Below are 18,874 nucleotides of genomic sequence, written 5' to 3' on the forward strand. Positions count from 1 at the left end.
CGCGACGGAGGTTTCATCGAAGGCACACCCCCGTCCGCCTGCCTCCGGAGGAGACCATGGCTTACCAGCTCATCGTGCTCTACAACCAGCCGGACAGCGCCGAGGCGTTCGACAAGCACTACGACGAGACGCACGCCCCCATCGCGGCCCGCATGCCGGGCGTGCGCTCCTACACCACCATGCGGCCCGCCCCCACCGGCGGCGAGCAGCCCCCGTACCACCTGGTCGCCGTCCTGACGTTCGACGACCAGCGGGCGTTCGAGGCCGCCGCGGCGAGCGAGGAGGGCAAGGCGGCGGTCGCCGACCTGGCGAACTTCGCCGGCAAGGGCGTCACCCTGCTCACCGGCCCCGCCGGCACGATGGTGTGAACAACACTGGGCGGACCACCCGGCACGCGACCCGCCGCTGCCCCTGCGTCGGCACCCCGGCGGCCGGCAGGATCAGCTCGCGGATCTCCCCGCCACCACAACGGGCGATCCGCCCAGCCCGCACCCGCACCCACACCCACACCCACACCCACACCCACACCCACACCCACCGGCAGGATCCAGCACATCAACCGTCTTCAGGTCGGATGACGCGACCCAGCGGCCACGATCCGGCGAGCGTGCCATCATCCTGGTGACGGATTGTTCGCACCCGAGGCGGCTTTGGTAACCTCCTTGGGTCTTGGTGGGGTGCGGCGGACAGCGCCGCACGGTGCGGCCGACCGAAGCAGAGGTGGGATGGCGGAGTCGCCCGGATCGCAGGACGAGAACACGGGGGCGCGGCGCGGCCGCCGCCCCGTCCGCCCCGACCCGGCCTCCGGCCCCGTCGCCCTCTTCGCCCACCGGCTGTGGGAGCTCAAGGAACGCGCGGGCGACCCGTCCTTCGCCGACATGTCCTCCCGCCTCGGCGCCGCCGCCTCCAAGTCCTCCCTGGCCGCCGCCGCCCGCGGCAACACACTCCCAAGCTGGGAGACGACGTGGGAGTTCGTCCGCGTCCTAGCCGTGGACCGCCTGGGCCAAGACGCCAACGAGGCAAGACGCGAATGGCGCACCCACTGGGAGCAAGCCTCCCGCACCACCACCAGCGCCGCGACCGTTGACCAGGCAGCCAACGCTGCGGGAACTGCGGACCAGAACCCCACAGACACCCCAGAGGAGAAGCCCTCAAGCAACACACCGTCCGAGCAGCCGCCGGACACCCCACCCAGCGCCCACCCCGCGAGCAGCACAACGGGCGCAAGCAACGCGGCGGGCGTCGGCGCCGCAGACAGCACGGCAGGGGCGGGCGGCACGACCGACGCCCGGTCCGCGGGCAGCACGGCAGGCGCCGGACCCGCGGGCGACACAGCAGGCGCGGGCAAGGCGGCGGGCACACGCAGCGCAGCCGACGCAAGCAACGCGGCGGGCACAGGTAGCGAGGCGGGCGCAGGAGAGGGAGAAGCCGCTGCGGCGGGTGCGCCGCGATCCCGCCGGCGTACCCGCCGGAACGCCGTCCTGGCCGGGGCCTGTGCCGTGCTGGGCGCGGGTGCCATCCTGATCGGCTGGGTCCTCCCGCACGTCGTGGACGACACGAGCACCGAGCCCACCACCCACCCCACCCAACCGGCCACCCCGTACGACGACTCGGTCTTCGAGAAGGACGTGACCTACCCGGACGGCTCCGTGGTACGGCCGGGTGAGTCGTTCGACAAGACGTGGCGGATCCGCAACTCGGGCAACGTCCCCTGGCAGGACCGCTACCTCACCCGCATGAACGACACTCCGTGCAAGGCCCCGAAGCGGGTGGGGATCGGCCCGGTGGTGCCGGGCGAGTCGATCGACATCACGGTACGCGTCCGCGCCTCCGACTCCCCGGGCCGCTGCAAGATCTTCTGGAAGATGACCGACGCGCACGGCGCCCCGCTCCTGGCCGCCAAGAAGCCCATCTTCCTCGACGTCACGGTGGCCTGAGCCGTCGGGCCCGAGTGCCTGCCGCGGGCATCAGAGCGGCGGCCCGCGGCAGGCAGCACGGCGGGTCAGCGGTAGGCGGTGGCCTGGAGGGTGTAGAGGTCGGCGTAGAGGCCGTTGAGGGCCATCAGGGTGTCGTGGTCGCCGTGTTCGGTGATGCGGCCGTGGTCGAGGACGTAGATGCGGTCGGCGTAGCGGACGCTGGCCAGGCGATGGGTGATGAGCAGGACGGTGCGGCCGTCGGCGTGGTGGCGGATGCGTTCGAACAGGGCGTGTTCGGCGCGGGCGTCGAGTGCGGCGGTGGGTTCGTCGCAGATGAGCAGGTCGGCGTCGCGGTGGAAGCCGCGGGCGACGGCGATGCGCTGCCATTGGCCGCCGGACAGCTCGCATCCGTCCTTGAAGCGGCGATCCAGCAGGGTGCGGTAGCCGTGCGGGAGGGCGGTGATGACCTCGTCGGCGCCGGCGACGGCGGCGGCGCCGTGCAGGGCGGGTTCGCCCTTGTCGGTGCCCATGGTGATGTTGTAGCGGGCGGTCAGGGGCCAGCGGGTGTGGTCCTGGGCGATGACGGCGGTGCGCCGGCGCAGGGCGTCGGGGCTGACCTGGCGCAGGTCGGTGTCGTCCCAGTGGACGGTGCCGGTGTCGGGTTCGTACAGGCCGGCGAGGATCTTGGCCAGAGTGGTCTTGCCGGAGCCGTTCTCGCCGACGAAGGCGATGACCTCGCCCTGTTTGATCTCGATGGACACCTCGCGCAGGGCGGGGGTGGCGGCGCCGGGGTAGGTGAAGGTGACCTCTGAGGCGGTGACGCGTTCGAAGCCCTCGGGGACGGGGGCCGGGCGCGGGACGGACAGGCGGCGTTCGGCCTCGGCGCAGAAGTCGAGGAAGTCGGTGAAGTAGAGGCCCTCCTCGTAGAGGTGGTTGGTGGCGTACATGAGGTTGCCGAGCGAGGTCTGGCCGGAGCGGATGGCGAGGACGGCGGTGCCCGCGACGGCGAGCGGGATGGCGGCCACGGCCAGCAGGACGCCGAGCGCGACGTAGACCAGCGCCGTGCCGAGGCCGCCCAGGGCCTCGCCCACGAGTTTGGCCACCGTCTGGCGCCGGGCGAGGCCGAGCATGACGTCCTGCTCGGCCCGGGCGACCGCGTCGTACATGCGGAGGAGGAAGCCGCGCATGGTGAAGGCCCGCACCTCGGCGGCGGGGCCGCGCTCGGCCAGGAGCTGACCGATGATCCACTTGCGGCGGCGGGCCGGGATGAGCGCGTACATGGTGGAGTAACGCATGCGGGCGCTGCGGACGGCGGCCCAGGCGTCGGGCAGGACGGCGAGGAGGAGGAGCGGCAGCAGGACGGGGTGCAGGACGCCGAGGACGCCCGCGGCGGCCACGATGCCGATGGCGGCGGTGACGACGTCGATGGCCGAGGCGACGACCGAGTCGGCCATGGCGACGCCGCGGCTGCTGGCACGTTCCATGGCGTCGTGGAAGTCGGGGTCGTCGTAGGCGACGAGCTCCACCTGGCTGGTCAGGCCGTAGAGGCGCTCCTCGGTGAGGCGGGCGATCTGCGGGGTGAGGCGGGCCTGCGCCCAGCCCGCGCCGGACTGGGTCGCCGTGCGCAGCACGGCGGCGGCGCCGACGAGGGTGAGGGCGGGCAGGGCGGCCATGACGCGGCCGGGGGTGGGGCCCTCGCTGAACAGGGCGGTCAGGACGCCGGTGGTGGCCAGCAGGCCGAACGCGGTGAACACCCCTCCCAGGAGGTTGAGGACGACGGTGGCCAGGGTGTCGCGGGGGCTCGCCTGCCAGGCCATGCGCATGGCGTGGCCGACGAGGGAGGGCAGCCTCCTGGCGATGGTGAGGAAGCCGACCTCCGCCATCTTGTCGGTGTGGGCGTACCAGGTGGAGAAGGAGATCTCGCCGAGTTCGAGCGGCTCATTCTGCATGCACTGAGTGTGCACGTGACCACCGACAGTTTCCGGCACCCCGGCAGAGCGGCCATATCACCGTGATAGGGGCAACTTGCTACGTCTCCCCGAGGAGGTGGTGCGCATACCGTCACAACACCCCCAACTCCCGGAGGAGGCTCCGTGTCAAGACCGCTCCGCATCACGCTCTCCGCCGCCCTGAGCCTGGCGTTCCTGCTGGTCACCGCGCCCGCTCAGGCCACCGCCCTGGTCACGGTGCTCAGGTACGACGCCGGCCGCGCCGCCGAGTTCAGCGCGACCGTCGACCAGGCGGCCCAGGTCTGGAACGCCAACGTCGCCAACGTGCGGCTCATGCGCGGCACGCCCGCCCACTTCGTCGTGTACGCCGACAACGGCTGGCCCCGCGCCCTGCCCACCAGCCTGGGCCGCGGCACCGTCTGGATGGGCCGGCAGGCCGTGAACCAGGGCTACTACCCGCTGCGCATCGCCACCCACGAGATCGGCCACATCCTGGGGCTGCCGGATCGGCGCACCGGCCGCTGCTCCGACCTGATGTCGGGGTCGAGCGCGCCCACGAGCTGCACGAACGCGACGCCCAGCGCCGCCGAGCGGGCCGAGGTGGACCGGAACTTCGCCGGGGCGACGCCGCTGGTCGAGTTCGGGCGGCTGCACGAGGAGCGGTGAGCCCTGAGGTGGTGAGTCCCCCCTGAGGTGGCGAGTCCCCCCTGAGGTGGTGAGTCCCCCCTGAGGTGGTGAGTCCCAAGGTGGAGGGCCGGTGGCGCGGGTGCCGCGCCACCGTCCCCTCAAGGCGCGCCCTGGGCTCAGGCGCACGTGTAGCCGGACGGCAGGGAAGTGTCACCGTTCGGGCGGGTGCCCTGGAAGCCGAACGACGTGCTCGCCCCCGCCCCCAGCGCCCCGTTGTGCGCGGCGTTCCGCACGGTGACGGTCTGGCCGAAGGTGCTGAACGTGCCGTTCCAGCCGCCGCTGAGCGCGTGCCCCGGCGGCAGCGTGAAGGTGACGGTCCAGCCGGTGCGGGCCGCCGTCCCGGTGTTGGTGACGGTCACCTGGATGACGTACCCGTTGCCCCACTGGCTCTGTGTGGACGGCGTGGCCGTGCAGCCGCTGCCCGTGCCGCCGCCCGTGGTCGTCAGGGTGACGGTGCCGGAGCGGGCGGAGCGGTTGCCGGCCGCGTCGCGCGCGTACACGGCGAAGGTGTAGGACGTGTTCGCCGTCAGGCCGGTCAGTGCGGCCGAGGCGGTGGCGGAGGTGGCCGCCGTCGTCTCGGCCGAGCCCTGTAAGCGGACCACGTCGTAGCCGGTCACGCCCACGTCGTCGGTGGAGGCCGCCCAGGTGAGGGTGACCGAGGAGGAGGTGACGGCGGAGGCGACGGGGGTGCCGGGCGTGCTGGGCGGGCTGGTGTCGTCCCCGCCGGCCGGCTCGTACGTCAGGCCGAACCCCTGCGGGAACAGCGGCGTCTTGCCGTCACCCGCGTTGATCGGCTGCTGGGAGGCGCTGCTCATCCAGGTCATGGGCAGCTTGCCGGTCGGCTGCGCGGCCCCGAACAGGACGTCGGCGACGCCCTGCCCCTCGGTGCCCGGCAGCCAGGCGGCCACCAGCGCGTTCCAGCCGGGAAGCTGGGCGGCGATGTCGAGGGGGCGGCCGGAGACGAGCACCACGACGACCGGGACGCCGGAGGCGCGCAGGGTGTTGATGGTGTTCAGGTCGGTGCTGTCGAGGCCGAGGCCGCCGGGGCGGTCGCCCTGGGTCTCGGCGTACGGGGTCTCGCCGACGACGGCGATGGCGGCCCGGTAGGAGCCGTCGATGCCGCTGCCGTCGCGGCTGTAGGTGACGGTGGTGCCGGAGCCCACCGTGTTCCTGATGCCCTGGAGGATGGTGGTGCCGGTCGTGATGGCGCCGGAGGAGCCCTGCCAGGAGATCGTCCAGCCGCCGCTCTGGTTGCCGATGTCGTCGGCGCTCTTGCCGGCCACGAACAGCTTGCCGCCGCTCTTGGCGAGCGGCAGCAGGTTGCCCGCGTTCTTCAGCACGACCTGCGACTTCGCGACCGCCTCGCGGGCCAGCGCGCGGTGCGCCGCGCTGCCGACGGTGGAGGTGTACGACCGGTCCGTGCGCGGCTTCTCGAACAGCCCGAGCTCGAACTTCTTGGTCAGGACGCGGCGCACCGCGTCGTCCACGCGGGCCGTCGTGACCCGCCCGGCCTGCACCTCGGTACGCAGCAGGTCGATGAAGCGCCGCCACTCGACGGGCACCATGACCATGTCGATGCCGGCGTTCACGGCGGTGCGCACGTCCTGGGCGGAGGTGCCGGGCGAGCCGTCGATCTGGTCGATGCCGTTCCAGTCGGAGACCACGAACCCGTCGAAGCCCAGCTCGCCCTTGAGCACCGTGCTGATGAGGTACTGGTGTCCGTGCAGCTTGGCGCCGTTCCAGCTGCTGAAGCTGATCATCACGGAGCCGACCCCGCGCTCGACGGCCTCCTTGAACGGCGGCAGGTGGATCGCCCGCAGCTCGGCCTCGGACAGCTCGGTGTTGCCCTGGTCGGTGCCGCCGGTGGTGCCGCCGTCGCCGACGTAGTGCTTGGCGGTGGCCAGGACGGAGGCGGGGCCGTTCAGCGCGCTGCCCTGCATGCCGGTGATGATCGAGGCCATCGACGAGGGCAGGTCGGGGGTCTCGCCGAACGACTCGTACGTGCGGCCCCACCGGTCGTTGCGGGCCACGCACAGGCAGGGCGCGAAGTTCCAGTCGATGCCGGTGCCGGACACCTCCTCGGCGACGGCCCGGCCGATCCGCTGGGCGAGGGCGGGGTCGCGGGTGGCGCCGAGGCCGATGTTGTGCGGGAAGATCGTGGCGCCGTAGACGTTGTTGTGCCCGTGGACGGCGTCGACGCCGTAGATCACGGGGATGCCGAGGGGCGTGGCCAGGGCGGCGTTCTGGTACCTGTCGTACATGTCCGCCCAGCCTGTCGCCGTGTTCTGCGACGGCGCGGACCCGCCGCCCGACAGCACCGAGCCGAGCCGGTACGTGGTGACGTCGGACTCGCTGACCGACCCGCGCTCGGCCTGCGTCATCTGGCCGAGCTTCTCATCCAGCGACATCCGGGACAGGAGATCGGAGACGCGCGTGGCGACGGGGAGGGCCGGGTCCTGATACGGGAAGGCGGCGGCCTGGGCCGCCACGGTGGTGCCGGGTGCCGCGGTGAGGGCCGCGGCGGCGAGCATCAGCGCGGCGGCCCTGCTCGTCCATCTTCTGCTCGGGTTGCTCATTGGCACGCTGCTCCGCGCTCGGCTCGACGGGGTGATTTGGGAGCGCTCCCAAACGCACTGTAGGTGACAACTGCCGAGTTTCCCGGTGACGCGGCCGCCGCCACCCCCGCATTCCCCGGGCACCAGGGAAAACGGGGCCCGATCGGGTGAAAGTTTCATCGCCGCTTTACCGCCTGTGAGGACCTGCCGATAATGCGAGCAGGAAAGCGCTTTCCGATCGACCGACACCTACCGGAGACCATGCGGAGAGCACCATGTCCTTCACCGCGTCACGCCCCTCGCTCTGGGTCGCCGTCCTCGCGGCCGCCCTCCTCCTGCAACCGGCCGGGGCGCAGGCCCGGGCGGTGGCCGACGCCCCCACCGGGTTCGCCGCCGTCAACGCGCTCGGCCAGAACGGCACCACCGGCGGCGCCGGCGGCAGGACCGTGACCGCGACCGACGCCGAGCAGTTCCTGGACTACATCGACAGCCTCGAACCCCTCACCATCCGGGTGTCGGGCACGATCGAGATCGAGAGCAAGCAGGGCGTACGCCCCAACAAGACGATCGTCGGCGTCGGCACCACCGGCCACATCACCGGCGGCGGCCTCGACTTCTACCGGTCGTACAACGTGATCGTGCGCAACCTCCGCTTCACCGACGCGGAGGACGACGCGATCAACATCGGCCAGAACTCCCACCACATCTGGATCGACCACAACACCTTCTCCGGCGCCGTGGACGGATCGGTCGACATCGTCCGGGGCGCCGACTACGTCACCGTCTCCTGGAACCACTTCGACCACTCCGACAAGTCGATGCTGATCAGCCACTCCGACGGCGCCGCCGGCACCGACGTCGGCCACCTCAAGGTGAGCATCCACCACAACTTCTTCGACCACAGCAGGCAGCGGCACCCGCGCATCCGCTTCGGCGAGCCGGTGCACGTCTACAACAACTACTTCCTGGGCAACGAGTTGTACGGGGTGGCCTCGACCGAGAACGCCGGCGCCGTCGTCGAGGGCAACTACTTCGAGAACGTGCCGCACCCGCTCTACTCGGCCAGTGGGTACGGCGACAGCGGCCCCGGCCGGGCCGTGCAGCGCGACAACATCTTCGTGGGCTCGGGAGCGCCCGAGGTGGCGGGCACCGTGGTCGAGCCGCGCACGTACTACTCCTACACCCTCGACCCGCCGCAGACGGTCCCGGCGGCGGTCCGGGCGGGCGCCGGTTACGGGAAGATCACGCCGACGGCGCTGATAGGGGCATGAAACCGTCATCAGTCGATCAACACCACTGAAGTCGTCCCGGTCCACCGCAAGTGCGCCCGATAACGTGCCCGATGTCCGCAAGCAGCGGCAACACGACCGGCCTCGGGGGAGCTCATGTCGGGTGGATGGACACGGCGCGCCCTCCTGCGCGCGGCCGGCGGGGCGGCACTGGGCACCGGGCTCGCCACCGGGATGCCTCCCGGCCCGGCCGAGGCGGCCGCGCGGCCCGCGGACCTGCGGGCCCGGTGGCGGGCCCTGCTGCTCGGCGAGGGCTTCGACCGCGGCGCGGAGCCGTACCGGAGCGGGCTGGCGGAGCTCGGCCGGGCGGCGTCCCGGCACGGGGAGTCGATGCGCCCGCGACCGGGTGCGCTCTGGCGCGGCCTGCCCTACGCGGGCCCGCCCGCGATCGGGATCGCCCAGCGGCACGGCCTCGCCTCCATGGCGCCGGCCGCGATCGGGATCAGGCACCACGAACTCGCCTACGCCGGCCCTGCGGGGATCGGGATCACCCAGCAGCACGACCTCGTCCAAGCGGGCGCGCCCGCCGACCTGGGCGCGTTGTCGGGCAACCTGCACGAGAGCTTCACCCGGCTGAGGGTGATGGCCGAGGCGTACGCGCAGCCCGGCACCGGCGTGACCGGCGACGCCGCGCTGGGCCGGGCCGTGCTGGCGGGCCTGGACCACCTGCTGGCCGACGTCTACCGCCCCGGCACCACCCCGTACGGCAACTGGTGGCACTGGCAGATCGGCGGCCCGCAGGCGCTGCTGGACACGGCCCTGCTCATGTCGAGCCAGACGAGCGGCCGCAGGGCGGCGGCGTGCTGCGCGGCGGTGGACGCGTTCGTGCCGGGCTCGGCGGTGGGCAGCTACACGGGCAGCAGCACGGGCGCCAACCGGGTGGACCTGTGCCGGGTGCTGGCGCTGCGCGGCGTCCTCGGCGGCGACGGCGCGCGCATCCAGCTCGCCAGGGACGCGCTGACCCCCGTGTTCGTCCCGGTCACCGAGGGCGACGGCTTCTACGCCGACGGCTCCTTCATCCAGCACCGCTACGTCCCCTACATCGGCGGTTACGGCACGGCGCTGTTCAGCGGCGTCGCGATGCTGGGCGCGCTGCTGCGCGGCACCGCCTGGGACCTGGACGGACCCGAGCTGAGGGCGTTCCTGGGGACGGTGGACGAGGCGGTCGCGCCGTTCGTCTACAACGGGCTGCTCATGGACAACGTGGCCGGGCGCGGCATCAGCCGGGCCGGCCAGAGCGACCACACGCGGGCGCAGGGCATGCTCGCCTCGATCGCGCTGCTGGCGGAGGTGGCCGGGGGCGAGCGCGGGGAGCGCTGGCGGGCCATGGTGAAGGGCTGGCTGGAGCGGGGACGGCCGGTGGCCGCGAACCGGTCGCTGGGCGTCGCCCGTACGGCGAGGCTCCTGGCCGTGTCCGGCGGGAAGGGGCAGGCGGCGGCCGAGCCGGTGGGGCACCGGCTGTTCCCCAGCATGGATCGCGCGGTGCACCGGCGGCCCGGCTGGGCGGCCTCGGTGAGCATGGCGTCGCGGCGGGTGGCGCACTACGAGTACGGCAACGGCGAGAACGCGCGGGGCTGGCACACGGGCGCCGGCTGGCTGTCGTGGTGGGGCGACGGGTTCGGGGCCGACCAGTACGCGGACGCGTTCTGGGCGACGGCGGACCCGTACCGGCTGCCGGGGATCACCGTGTCGGCGCGGCGGCTGGCCGACGGCGAGGGCGGCGCGTGGGGGCTGCCGCGTCCGGACGCCGCCTGGGTGGGCGGGACGACGGACGGGGAGTTCGCCGCGGTGGGGCAGGACCTGCGGGGGCTGGGCGGCACGCTGACGGCCAGGAAGGCGTGGTTCTTCCTGGACGACTGCGTGGTGTGCCTCGGGGCCGGCATCACGTGCGCGGACGGGGCGCCGGTGGAGACCGTGGTGGACAACCGCAATCTGGGGGCGCGCGGCGAGGCCGCCGTCCGGGTGAACGGCGAGCGCTGGAACACTGAGGCGGCGAAGGCCGGCGGCCACGGGTGGGCGGGCGCCGCGCGGGGACGGCGGGCCGGGGTCACCTGGATGCACGTGCCCGGCCACGCCGGCTACGTCTTCCCCTCCCCCGCGGACGTGCACCTCCTGCTGGAGGCGCGGACCGGCTCCTGGCGGGACGTGAACGCCGGCGGCTCCCCCGACCCGATCACCCGCCGCTACCTGACGATGTGGCTGGACCACGGCCGCGACCCGGCCGGCGCGGCCTACGCGTACGTGCTCATGCCCGGCGCCACCGCGCAGGCGACCCGCGCCAGGGCGGCAGCAGGGGGCCGGCTGCGGATCCTGGCCAACGACCGGGACGCGCAGGCGATCAGGGTGCCGGAGCTGGGCCTGACGGCGGCGAACCTGTGGGCGCCGGCCCGCGTGGGCCGGATCGCGGCCAGCGCTCCGGTGTCCGTGCTCGTCCGCGAGCGCGCCGACGGCACCGCGCAGCTCTGCGTCTCGGACCCGCCGCGCGGCGCCGCCGCGCTCGCGCTCACCTGGGACCGCCCGGTACGCGAGGTGCTGTCGGCCCCACCGTCGGTCCGGGCGGCCGGCACGGGCGACTCGTTGCGCCTGACCTTCGGCGACCTGCGCGGCACGGCGGGCGCCACCCAGAAGATCACGGTCTCCCTGGCGTGACACCCGCGGGCCCGCCATCACCCGGGGCCGACGCCAGCCGGCGTTCTACCGCAGGGCCCCGGGGTCGCGCTCTCCCGGCCTGACCACGGCGGACAGCAGGCGGTCGGCCTCGGCGGCGATGCGCGGCAGGTCGGCCGCCGGCTCCTCGGAGCGGGCCAGCAGCATGCCGCCCTCGCACAGCGCGCCGAAGACGAGCCGGGCGCGGGCGTCGAGGTCGCCGTCCGGCGCCAGCCCGGCCGCGACGGCCAGGCTCAGGCCGTCGCGCAGGATGCGCAGCATGTGATCGTGCTCGATCGCCCGCACGGTCTCCCACCCGAGGACGGCGGGCGCGTCGAGCAGCACGATCTGCCGGAACCCGGGGTCGAGGCAGTGCTCCAGGAAGGTGCGGCAGCCGCGCCGCAGCGCCGTCCACACGTCGTCCTCCTCGGCGGCGACGGCGAGCAGCTTGGCGTCCACCGCCTCCAGCTCGGCCACGAACGCCGCCCGGAACAGCTCCGCCTTGCCGCCGAAGTGGTGGTAGGCGGCCCCCTTGGTCACTCCGGCGGCGGCGGCGACCGCGTCGATCGAGGTGGGCGCGTATCCGGCGGCGCCGAACCGCTCCCGCGCGGCCCGCACCAGCCGCCCCGTGGTCTCGTCGGAACGCTCTGCCTGGGTCCGGCGGATCATCGTGCTCCCGTTGACTTACATACTCGCGGTACGTAACTTCGAACATAGTTACGTACTCGGAGTATCTCAGTGGAGCGCTCATGTCACCACCGCACATCGCCGTCTACGGCGCCACCGGCCACACCGGCCGCCTGGTGGCGGCCGACCTGCACGACCGGGGCATGCAGGTCGTCCTGGCCGGGCGCGACGGCAACAGGCTCAAGACCCTGTCCGAGGAGCTGGGCGGCGCCCGCGTGCACCAGGCCGCGATCGACGAGCCCGCCGCGTTACGCGACCTCGCCGGTTCGGCGGACGTGCTGATCCACTGCGCGGGCCCGTTCACGGACACCGGCGCGGCGCTGGCCACGGCCGCCGCCGAGGCCGGCTGCCACTACGTGGACCACGCGCTCGAGCAGCACCACACGAAGTGGATGTTCGAGGCGATGCAAGGCCCAGCCCGCGCGGCCGGCATCACCATGGTCACGGCCATGAGCTTCTACGGCGGGCTGGGCGACCTGCTCGCCGGGGCCGCCGCCACCGGCCTGACCGGGATCGACCGGGTGATCACCGCGTACGCGGTGTCCGGCTGGCGGCTGACCACGGGGGCCAGGAAGACGGCCGAGCTGCTGTTCGCCGACACCCGGCGGATCACGTACACCGACGGCGCCGAGCACGTCGGCTATGTGGAGCCGCGCAACGCCGTCTTCCCGTTCCCGCCGCCGCTCGGGCCGCGCACGATGATCGCGCCGGTGCCGTTCCCCGAGGTCGTCACGGTGCCCAGGCACGTGGCGGCGCGGCAGGTCGAGGCGCAGCTCACGGCGCACACGTTCGAGGAGGAGCAGGCGTTCACCAGCGAGCACGTGGACGCCCAGACCAGGGCGGGCTCGCAGTTCACGGTCGCCACGCAGGTGATCACGGAGGGCGGCGGCGGCCGGGCCGGCCAGGCGCGCGGGCAGGACCTGTGGCGCATGAGCGCGCTGGCCTCGGTCGAGGCGGCCGTCCGGCTGGCCGGCGGGCGGGGCCCGGGTCCGGGCGTCTTCGGCCCGGCCGAGGCGTTCCCCGCCGAGCCGTTCCTGCGGGACCTGGAGCGGCTCGGCCTGTTCCGGCTCACCTTGCAGGAGGCGAGATGATCCCGGCCACCTTGCAGGAGGAGAGATGATCATGCCCACTTCGGAGGAGGAGAGATGATCCTGGTCACGGGGGCGGCCGGCGGGCGGCAGGGCTCGACCGGGCGGCACGTCGTGGAGCTGCTGCTGGAGCGCGGCGAGAAGGTACGCGCCTTCGTGCGCGCCGACGACCACCGGGCCGCCGCGCTGCGCGAGCTGGGCGCGGAGGTGGTGGTGGGCGACCTGCGCGAGATCTCCGACGTCCGCCGCGCCATGCGCGGGATCAGCCGGGCGTTCTTCACCTATCCGGTCACGGCGGGCCTGATGGACGCGACCGCCGCGTTCGCCGCCGCCGCCAAGGAGGAAGGGGTGGCGCGCGTCGTCGAGGTGTCGCAGCTCGACGCCCAGCCCGAGGCGGGCACGCCGCGGATGCGCCGGCACTGGCTGTCGGAGCAGGTCTTCGACTGGGCCGGGGTGGGCGCGGTGCACCTGCGGGCGGCGGTGTTCTTCGAGAACCTGGCCGTCGTCGTGGCCGCCGCGGGCCGGCTGGCGCTGCCGCTGGGCCCGCCCACGACGCGGATCCCGCTGGTCGCCGCCGAGGACGTGGCCCGCGTGGGGGCCGGGCTGCTGCTCGATCCGGCTCCGGCCGACCCGGTGTGCCCGGTGACGGGCCAGATGTCCACCGCCGGGGAGGCGGCGCGGGCGCTCGGCGTCGAGTACGTGGACGTGCCGCCCGACGAGTGGGAGGCGGGGGCGATGGACGTGTACGAGGACGCGTACGCGGTCGAGCACCTGACCCACCTGTGGGCGCTCTTCCGCTTCATCGGCACCGGCGACCACCCGCTCTACCGGGTCACGGAGACCATCGAGCGGTATGGCGGCCGGCCTCCCCTGACGCTGCGGGAGTTCGCGGCCGGATAGCCGACCCCTTTTCCGACAAGATCGCGCCATGTATGGTCAAGGAAAGAAAGTTTCACCCATGGAGGAAGAGTGGGCAAGAAGCTTCACCTGCTGGCGCTCCCCCTGGCCGCCGCCGCCGTGACCGCCCTCGGCGCCCCGGCACACGCCGCCACGGGGTACGACCGGTGCCAGGACGGCTACTACTGCATGTTCTCGGGCCTCGACGGCACCGGCGACATCATCCAGATCAAGACCGACACCCCCGACCTGGCCGCGCTCGGCATGGCCGACCGTGCCAAGTCCGACTGGAACCGTACCGACTCCTGGATCCACCTCTACTCCGAAGCCGGCTACGGCGGCTGCTCCGCGGTGACCCAGCCGCGCGACAAGGGCAACTTCTTCGTCAGCTTCCGCGACTTCTTCGACTCCGTCCGCTTCGACGGCGCGAACGGCCCGTCCTGCTTCGCCACGTTCAAGGGCTCGGTGTCCGACTCGCACGGCTGACCGGAAAAGAGAAACCCCCGGCCGGAAGGGCCGGGGGTTTCCTCATGCGGCGGTGATCAGGAGGTGAAGCCGACCTCGCCCCAGTTGAAGTACTTGTAACCGGGCGCGCCGTAGTTCGCGACCGTCTTCTTCACGGCGCGGATGTCCGGGAGCTGGTACAGCGGGATGGTGTGCACCATGTCCCAGATCAGCTTGTCGGCGGCGTTGGCCAGCTCGGCGGCCTTGGCCGGGTCGGTGGCCTTGCCGACCGCGTCGATGGCGGCGTCCACGGCCGGGTCGTTCGACTTGGGGAAGTTGCTCTCGGAGCCGGTCTTGTAGATCTGGGGCAGACCGCCGAACGGCAGCGGCGTGCCGATCCAGGAGAACGCCACCAGGTCGAAGTCGCCCTTGATGATGAAGTCGGTGAAGAACTTGTCGACCGGGACGGTCTTGACCTCGACCTTGACCCCGGCCTCCTTCAGCATGGCCTGGGTGAGCTCGCTCTCCGTCTTCGAGGTCGGCGTCGAGGCCGGGATGACGAAGTCGAGCGAGAGCTCCTTGCCGTCCTTCTTGCGGACCTCGCCCTCCTGCTTCCAGCCGGCCGCGTCGAGCAGCTGCTTGGCCTTCTCCAGGTTGTACTTGCCGAGGTCACCGGAGTTGTCGACGTAGCGCTTGTCGTTGTTCATGAAGACGTGGTTGCCGAGCGTCTGGATCGGCCACTCCATGTCCTTCAGGTCCGACTGCGTGATCACGTCACGGTTGATCGCGTACTGGATCGCCTGGCGGACCGACTTGTCCTTCAGGAACTCGCTCTGGTTGTTGACCGTGATGTGCCGCCAGTTCGGGCTGAGCGCCTTGCGGATCTCGGCGTTCGGCACCTCCTTGGCCCGCTTCAGGTCGGCCGGGCTGCCGCTCGGGATGTCCACGGCGTCGAGCTCGCCGTTGGCGAACGCGTTGACCTCGGCGGACGGGTCGGGGATGGCACGGAAGATCAGCTTGTCGAGCTTGGCCTTCTTGCCCCACCACTTGTCGTCACGCACGAGCGTGAGCGTCTTGGTGCCCTCGTCGATGGACTCGACCTTGAACGGGCCCGCGGTGACCGGGATCTTCTGCAGGTAGTCCTTCTCGACCGCCTCGGGCGAGCCCATGTGCTCGGCCGGGAACAGCCACGAGGTGGCCCGGGTGAACAGGCCCTGCCACTCGAGGTACGGCTCCTTGAAGGTGACGACCGCGACCTTGTCCGAGTCGCCCTTCTCGATCGACTCGATCTTGTCCCAGCCGTCGGTGGAGGCCGGCTTGAACTTCTTGTTCTCGCCGTTGTTGGCCTTCCACTCCGCCTGAAGGTCCTTGTACGTGATCGGCGTGCCGTCCGACCACGTGGCCTTCTCGTTGAGCGTGTAGGTGACGACCTGCTTGCCGTCCTTGGTCTCGTTCTTGATGTCGGTGACGTAGTCGGGGTTCGGCGTGAACTCCGCGTTCTCGTCCGACAGCATGAGCTGCGGCATGATCGGGTCGAGCATGACGGCGGTGTCGCGCTGGTTGCCGTCGACGTGGTTGCCGTTCCACTGGGTCGGCCACTGGCCGATGGAGAGGGTGAAGGTGCCCCCGTCCTTCACCTGCTCGTACGGAACGGGGTTGATGGCGACCGACGGCGTGGACGCCATCTGCTCCTGAGCCTGCTTCGACTGCTCGGCGTTCGGCTGCTTGTTCTGCGAACCGCCGCCTCCGCCACAAGCGGCCACGGCCAGGGCCAGGACCGCCAGCCCAGCGGCCGCACGGTAACGAACCTTCACTCTTCCTCCTGATTATCCGAGGCCGTGATGACCTCGATCTCCTCCGCGTAGTGGCAGGCGGCGCCGTGATCGACGACGTTCGCCAGCCGGGCAACCGAGGGCTCCTCGTCCACACACCGCCGGCGCTCGGCCTCGCTGAGCCGGGCGAACTTGGGGCAGCGGGTGCGGAACCTGCATCCAGACGGCGGGTCGGCCGGGCTGGGCAGGTCGCCTTCGAGCAGGATCCGCTTGCGGGTGCGTTCCATCTCGGGGTCGGGCAGCGGGATCGCCGACAGCAGCGCCTGCGTGTAGGGGTGCGCGGGACGGTCGTAGACGTTCGCGACCGCCCCGATCTCGGCGATCCTGCCCAGGTACATGACGGCCACACGATCGGCCAGGTGCCGGACCACGGCCAGGTCGTGCGCCACGAACAGGTAGGACAGGCCCAGCCTGTTCTTCAGCTCCTCCAGCAGGTTGATCACGCCTGCCTGGATGGAGACGTCGAGCGCCGACACGGGCTCGTCCAGCACCAGCAGCTTCGGCTCCAGGGCCAGCGCGCGGGCGATGCCGATGCGCTGGCGCTGGCCTCCGGAGAACTGCTGCGGGTAACGCTCGGCGTGCTCCGGCGCCAGGCCGACGAGCCGCAGCAGCTCGGCGACCTTGGCGGCCACGTCCTTCCTGCCGTGCGCGCGCAGCGGCTCGGCGATGATGTCGCCGACCGGCATGCGCGGGTCGAGCGCGGCCATCGGGTCCTGGAAGACGATCTGCAGGTCCCCGCGCAGCGCCTTGCGCGCGGTCTTGTCCAGCTTGGCGCTGTCCTTGCCGAGCACGACGACCCGGCCGTCCTGCGGCGGTTCGAGCTGCATGATCTGCTGCAGCGTGGTGGTCTTGCCGCAGCCCGACTCGCCGACCAGGGCCAGCGTCTCGCCCTCGGCGATGTCGAAGCTGATGCCGTCCACCGCGAACACGGTGCCGACGCGGCGCTTGAAGATCGCGCCCTTCATCAGCGGGTAGTGCTTCTTCATGCCGTCGAGCTCCAGCACGGTGGCGCGCTCGGTGCGCGGCACGCGGACGACGTCGCTCGGCGGGATGACCGGCACCGGGAACACGTCGGCGCCCGTGAGCCCCTTGTGCTCGATCTCGTGCGCGCGGATGCAGGCGACGTGGCGCCCGCCGCCGAACGGCGTCAGCGGCGGCTCCTCGTCGTCGCACATGTCCACCTTCATGGGGCAGCGCGGCGCGAACGGGCAGCCCGGCGGCAGCGAGGCGGGCGAGGGCGGGTTGCCCTCGATGGGCACGAGCGGCCCCTCCTCGCCGTCCACCCGGGGGATCGAGGCGAGCAGCCCCATCGTGTACGGCATGCGCGGCCGGTAGTAGATGTCGTCCACCGGCCCCTGCTCGACCGGGCGGCCCGCGTACATGACGAGCACCCGGTCGGCCATGCCGGCGATGACGCCCAGGTCGTGGGTGATCATCACGATGCCGGCGCCGGTCTCCCGCTGCGCGGTCTTGAGCACCTCCAGGACCTGCGCCTGGATGGTGACGTCGAGCGCGGTGGTCGGCTCGTCGCAGATGAGCAGGTCGGGGTCGTTGGCGATGGCCATGGCGATCATCGCGCGCTGCCGCATGCCGCCGGAGAACTCGTGCGGGAACGCCTTGGCCCGCAGGTTCGGGTTGGGGATGCCGACGAGGTCGAGCAGCTCGACGGCGCGCTTGGCGGCCTTGTCCTTGGCCATCTTCTGGTGGACGCGGACGGCCTCGGCGATCTGGTCGCCGATCGTGTAGACGGGCGTGAAGGCCGACAGCGGATCCTGGAAGATCATGCTGATGGCCTTGCCGCGCACCTTGACCAGCTCGTCTTCCTTCATGCCGAGCAGCTCGCGGCCGTGCAGCTTCACCGAGCCACTGACCACGGCGTTCTGCGGCAGCAGGCCCATGACGGCGAGCGAGGTCACGGACTTGCCGGAGCCCGACTCGCCGACGATGCCGAGCACCTCGCCGCGCTCGACCTCGTAGCTGACGCCGCGCACGGCCTCGATGCCGCCGGGGAAGGTGACGGTGAGGTCCCTGACCTCCAAGATGCTCACGAGTTGCTCCCCGGGTCGAGTGCGTCACGCAGGCCGTCGCCGATCAGGTTGACGCTGAGCACCAGCGCGACCAGCAGGCCGGCGGGGAAGGCGAACAGCCACGGGTAGCCGGTGGCGTTGCGGGAGCCCTCCGCGATCAGCGTGCCGAGCGAGACGTCCGGCGGCTGGATGCCGAAGCCGAAGAAGGACAGCGCGGCCTCACCGATGATGGCGCCGCTGACGTTCAGGGTGGCGTCGATGATCAGCAGGGAGGCCAGGTTCGGGACGATGTGCCGCAGGATGATCTTCCAGCGCGGGATGCCCATGTAGACGGCGGCGAGCACGTACTCGCGCTCGCGCAGCGAGAGCGTCATGCTGCGGACCACCCTGGAGGTGATCATCCAGGAGAACGCGGCGAGCAGCACCACGAACCACCACCAGGTGCCGTCCCTGAGCTTCGGGGAGATGATCGCGATGATCAGGAAGCTCGGCAGGACGAGCAGCAGGTCCACGCCCCACATGAGGACCTTGTCCACCCAGCCACCGAAATATCCGGCGAACGCGCCCACGATCGCGGCCACGCCGGTGGAGATCACCGCGACGAGCAGGCCGATGATGATCGACTTCTGCATGCCGCGCAGGGTGACGGCGTACATGTCCTGGCCGATCGAGGTGGTGCCCCACCAGTGGTCGGCGTCGGGAGCCGACATGAAGGCCATGAAGTCCTTCTCCTGCCAGTCGTACGCGCCGAAGTACGGCCCGACGTACGCCAGCGCCACCAGCAGGAGCAGCGCGATGAACCCGTAACGGGCCTGCTTGTTGCGCAGCAGGCGCCTGAAGACGACTTTCGAGCGCAT

At 71.8% G+C, this 18,874-nt stretch carries 14 protein-coding genes; 8 read left to right on the forward strand and 6 right to left on the reverse strand.

Going from position 1 to position 18,874, the window contains the following annotated elements; all coding sequences use genetic code 11:
- Positions 1-56 precede the first annotated feature (56 nt).
- Positions 57-368, forward strand: coding sequence for an EthD family reductase (locus KIS93_RS45820; protein WP_080041561.1), 312 nt, complete (start codon positions 57-59; stop codon positions 366-368).
- A gap of 357 nt (positions 369-725) precedes the next feature.
- Entirely contained in the window at positions 726-1,937 is a 1,212-nt protein-coding gene (locus tag KIS93_RS45825; protein ID WP_080041563.1) for an NBR1-Ig-like domain-containing protein, read from the forward strand.
- Positions 1,938-2,002: 65 nt separating this feature from the next.
- Here the strand turns inward: KIS93_RS45825 and KIS93_RS45830 are convergent, their stop codons facing one another.
- A complete protein-coding gene (locus KIS93_RS45830) occupies positions 2,003-3,865 on the reverse strand; it encodes an ABC transporter ATP-binding protein (RefSeq protein WP_080041564.1) in 1,863 nt (620 codons plus the stop codon).
- Between the two features lie 144 nt (positions 3,866-4,009).
- On the opposite strand from KIS93_RS45830, the gene KIS93_RS45835 reads away from it, so the two are divergent.
- Complete coding sequence (locus KIS93_RS45835; protein ID WP_080041565.1) at positions 4,010-4,531, forward strand: snapalysin family zinc-dependent metalloprotease; 522 nt, start codon at positions 4,010-4,012, stop codon at positions 4,529-4,531.
- A gap of 137 nt (positions 4,532-4,668) precedes the next feature.
- Here the strand turns inward: KIS93_RS45835 and KIS93_RS45840 are convergent, their stop codons facing one another.
- Positions 4,669-7,128: a glycoside hydrolase family 3 N-terminal domain-containing protein gene (locus KIS93_RS45840; RefSeq protein ID WP_080041566.1), complete on the reverse strand. Its 2,460-nt coding sequence runs from the start codon at positions 7,126-7,128 to the stop codon at positions 4,669-4,671.
- A gap of 254 nt (positions 7,129-7,382) precedes the next feature.
- On the opposite strand from KIS93_RS45840, the gene KIS93_RS45845 reads away from it, so the two are divergent.
- Positions 7,383-8,378, forward strand: coding sequence for a pectate lyase family protein (locus tag KIS93_RS45845; RefSeq protein ID WP_080041567.1), 996 nt, complete (start codon positions 7,383-7,385; stop codon positions 8,376-8,378).
- Between the two features lie 114 nt (positions 8,379-8,492).
- The gene (locus KIS93_RS45850) at positions 8,493-11,045 is read left to right on the forward strand and encodes a polysaccharide lyase 8 family protein (protein ID WP_222107889.1); all 2,553 of its coding nucleotides are present in this window, start codon (positions 8,493-8,495) and stop codon (positions 11,043-11,045) included.
- 45 nt (positions 11,046-11,090) lie between these two features.
- Here KIS93_RS45850 and KIS93_RS45855 read toward each other — a convergent pair whose 3' ends face one another.
- Positions 11,091-11,711: a TetR/AcrR family transcriptional regulator gene (locus tag KIS93_RS45855; protein WP_080041568.1), complete on the reverse strand. Its 621-nt coding sequence runs from the start codon at positions 11,709-11,711 to the stop codon at positions 11,091-11,093.
- Between the two features lie 80 nt (positions 11,712-11,791).
- Here KIS93_RS45855 and KIS93_RS45860 point away from each other — a divergent pair, with 80 nt between their 5' ends.
- The 3 genes from KIS93_RS45860 (at position 11,792) to KIS93_RS45870 (ending at position 14,200) form a co-directional block, all read left to right on the forward strand.
- Entirely contained in the window at positions 11,792-12,820 is a 1,029-nt protein-coding gene (locus KIS93_RS45860) for a saccharopine dehydrogenase NADP-binding domain-containing protein (protein ID WP_080041569.1), read from the forward strand.
- Between the two features lie 54 nt (positions 12,821-12,874).
- Positions 12,875-13,717: an NAD(P)H-binding protein gene (locus tag KIS93_RS45865; protein ID WP_080041571.1), complete on the forward strand. Its 843-nt coding sequence runs from the start codon at positions 12,875-12,877 to the stop codon at positions 13,715-13,717.
- 69 nt (positions 13,718-13,786) lie between these two features.
- On the forward strand, positions 13,787-14,200 hold the full coding sequence (locus KIS93_RS45870; RefSeq protein ID WP_080041572.1) for a peptidase inhibitor family I36 protein: 414 nt from the start codon (positions 13,787-13,789) through the stop codon (positions 14,198-14,200).
- A gap of 56 nt (positions 14,201-14,256) precedes the next feature.
- Here the strand turns inward: KIS93_RS45870 and KIS93_RS45875 are convergent, their stop codons facing one another.
- The 3 genes from KIS93_RS45875 to KIS93_RS45885 are packed head-to-tail and all read right to left on the reverse strand — an operon-like array spanning position 14,257 to position 18,874.
- Entirely contained in the window at positions 14,257-15,972 is a 1,716-nt protein-coding gene (locus KIS93_RS45875) for an ABC transporter family substrate-binding protein (protein WP_080041574.1), read from the reverse strand.
- Complete coding sequence (locus tag KIS93_RS45880) at positions 15,969-18,038, reverse strand: ABC transporter ATP-binding protein (protein WP_080041576.1); 2,070 nt, start codon at positions 18,036-18,038, stop codon at positions 15,969-15,971. The genes KIS93_RS45875 and KIS93_RS45880 overlap by 4 nt, the downstream gene beginning before the upstream one ends.
- Positions 18,035-18,874, reverse strand: coding sequence for an ABC transporter permease (locus tag KIS93_RS45885; RefSeq protein ID WP_080041577.1), 840 nt, complete (start codon positions 18,872-18,874; stop codon positions 18,035-18,037). Before KIS93_RS45885 ends, KIS93_RS45880 begins: the two co-directional genes overlap by 4 nt.

It is taken from the genome of [Actinomadura] parvosata subsp. kistnae, from assembly GCF_900323885.1.
GTDB lineage: Bacteria > Actinomycetota > Actinomycetes > Streptosporangiales > Streptosporangiaceae > Nonomuraea > Nonomuraea composti.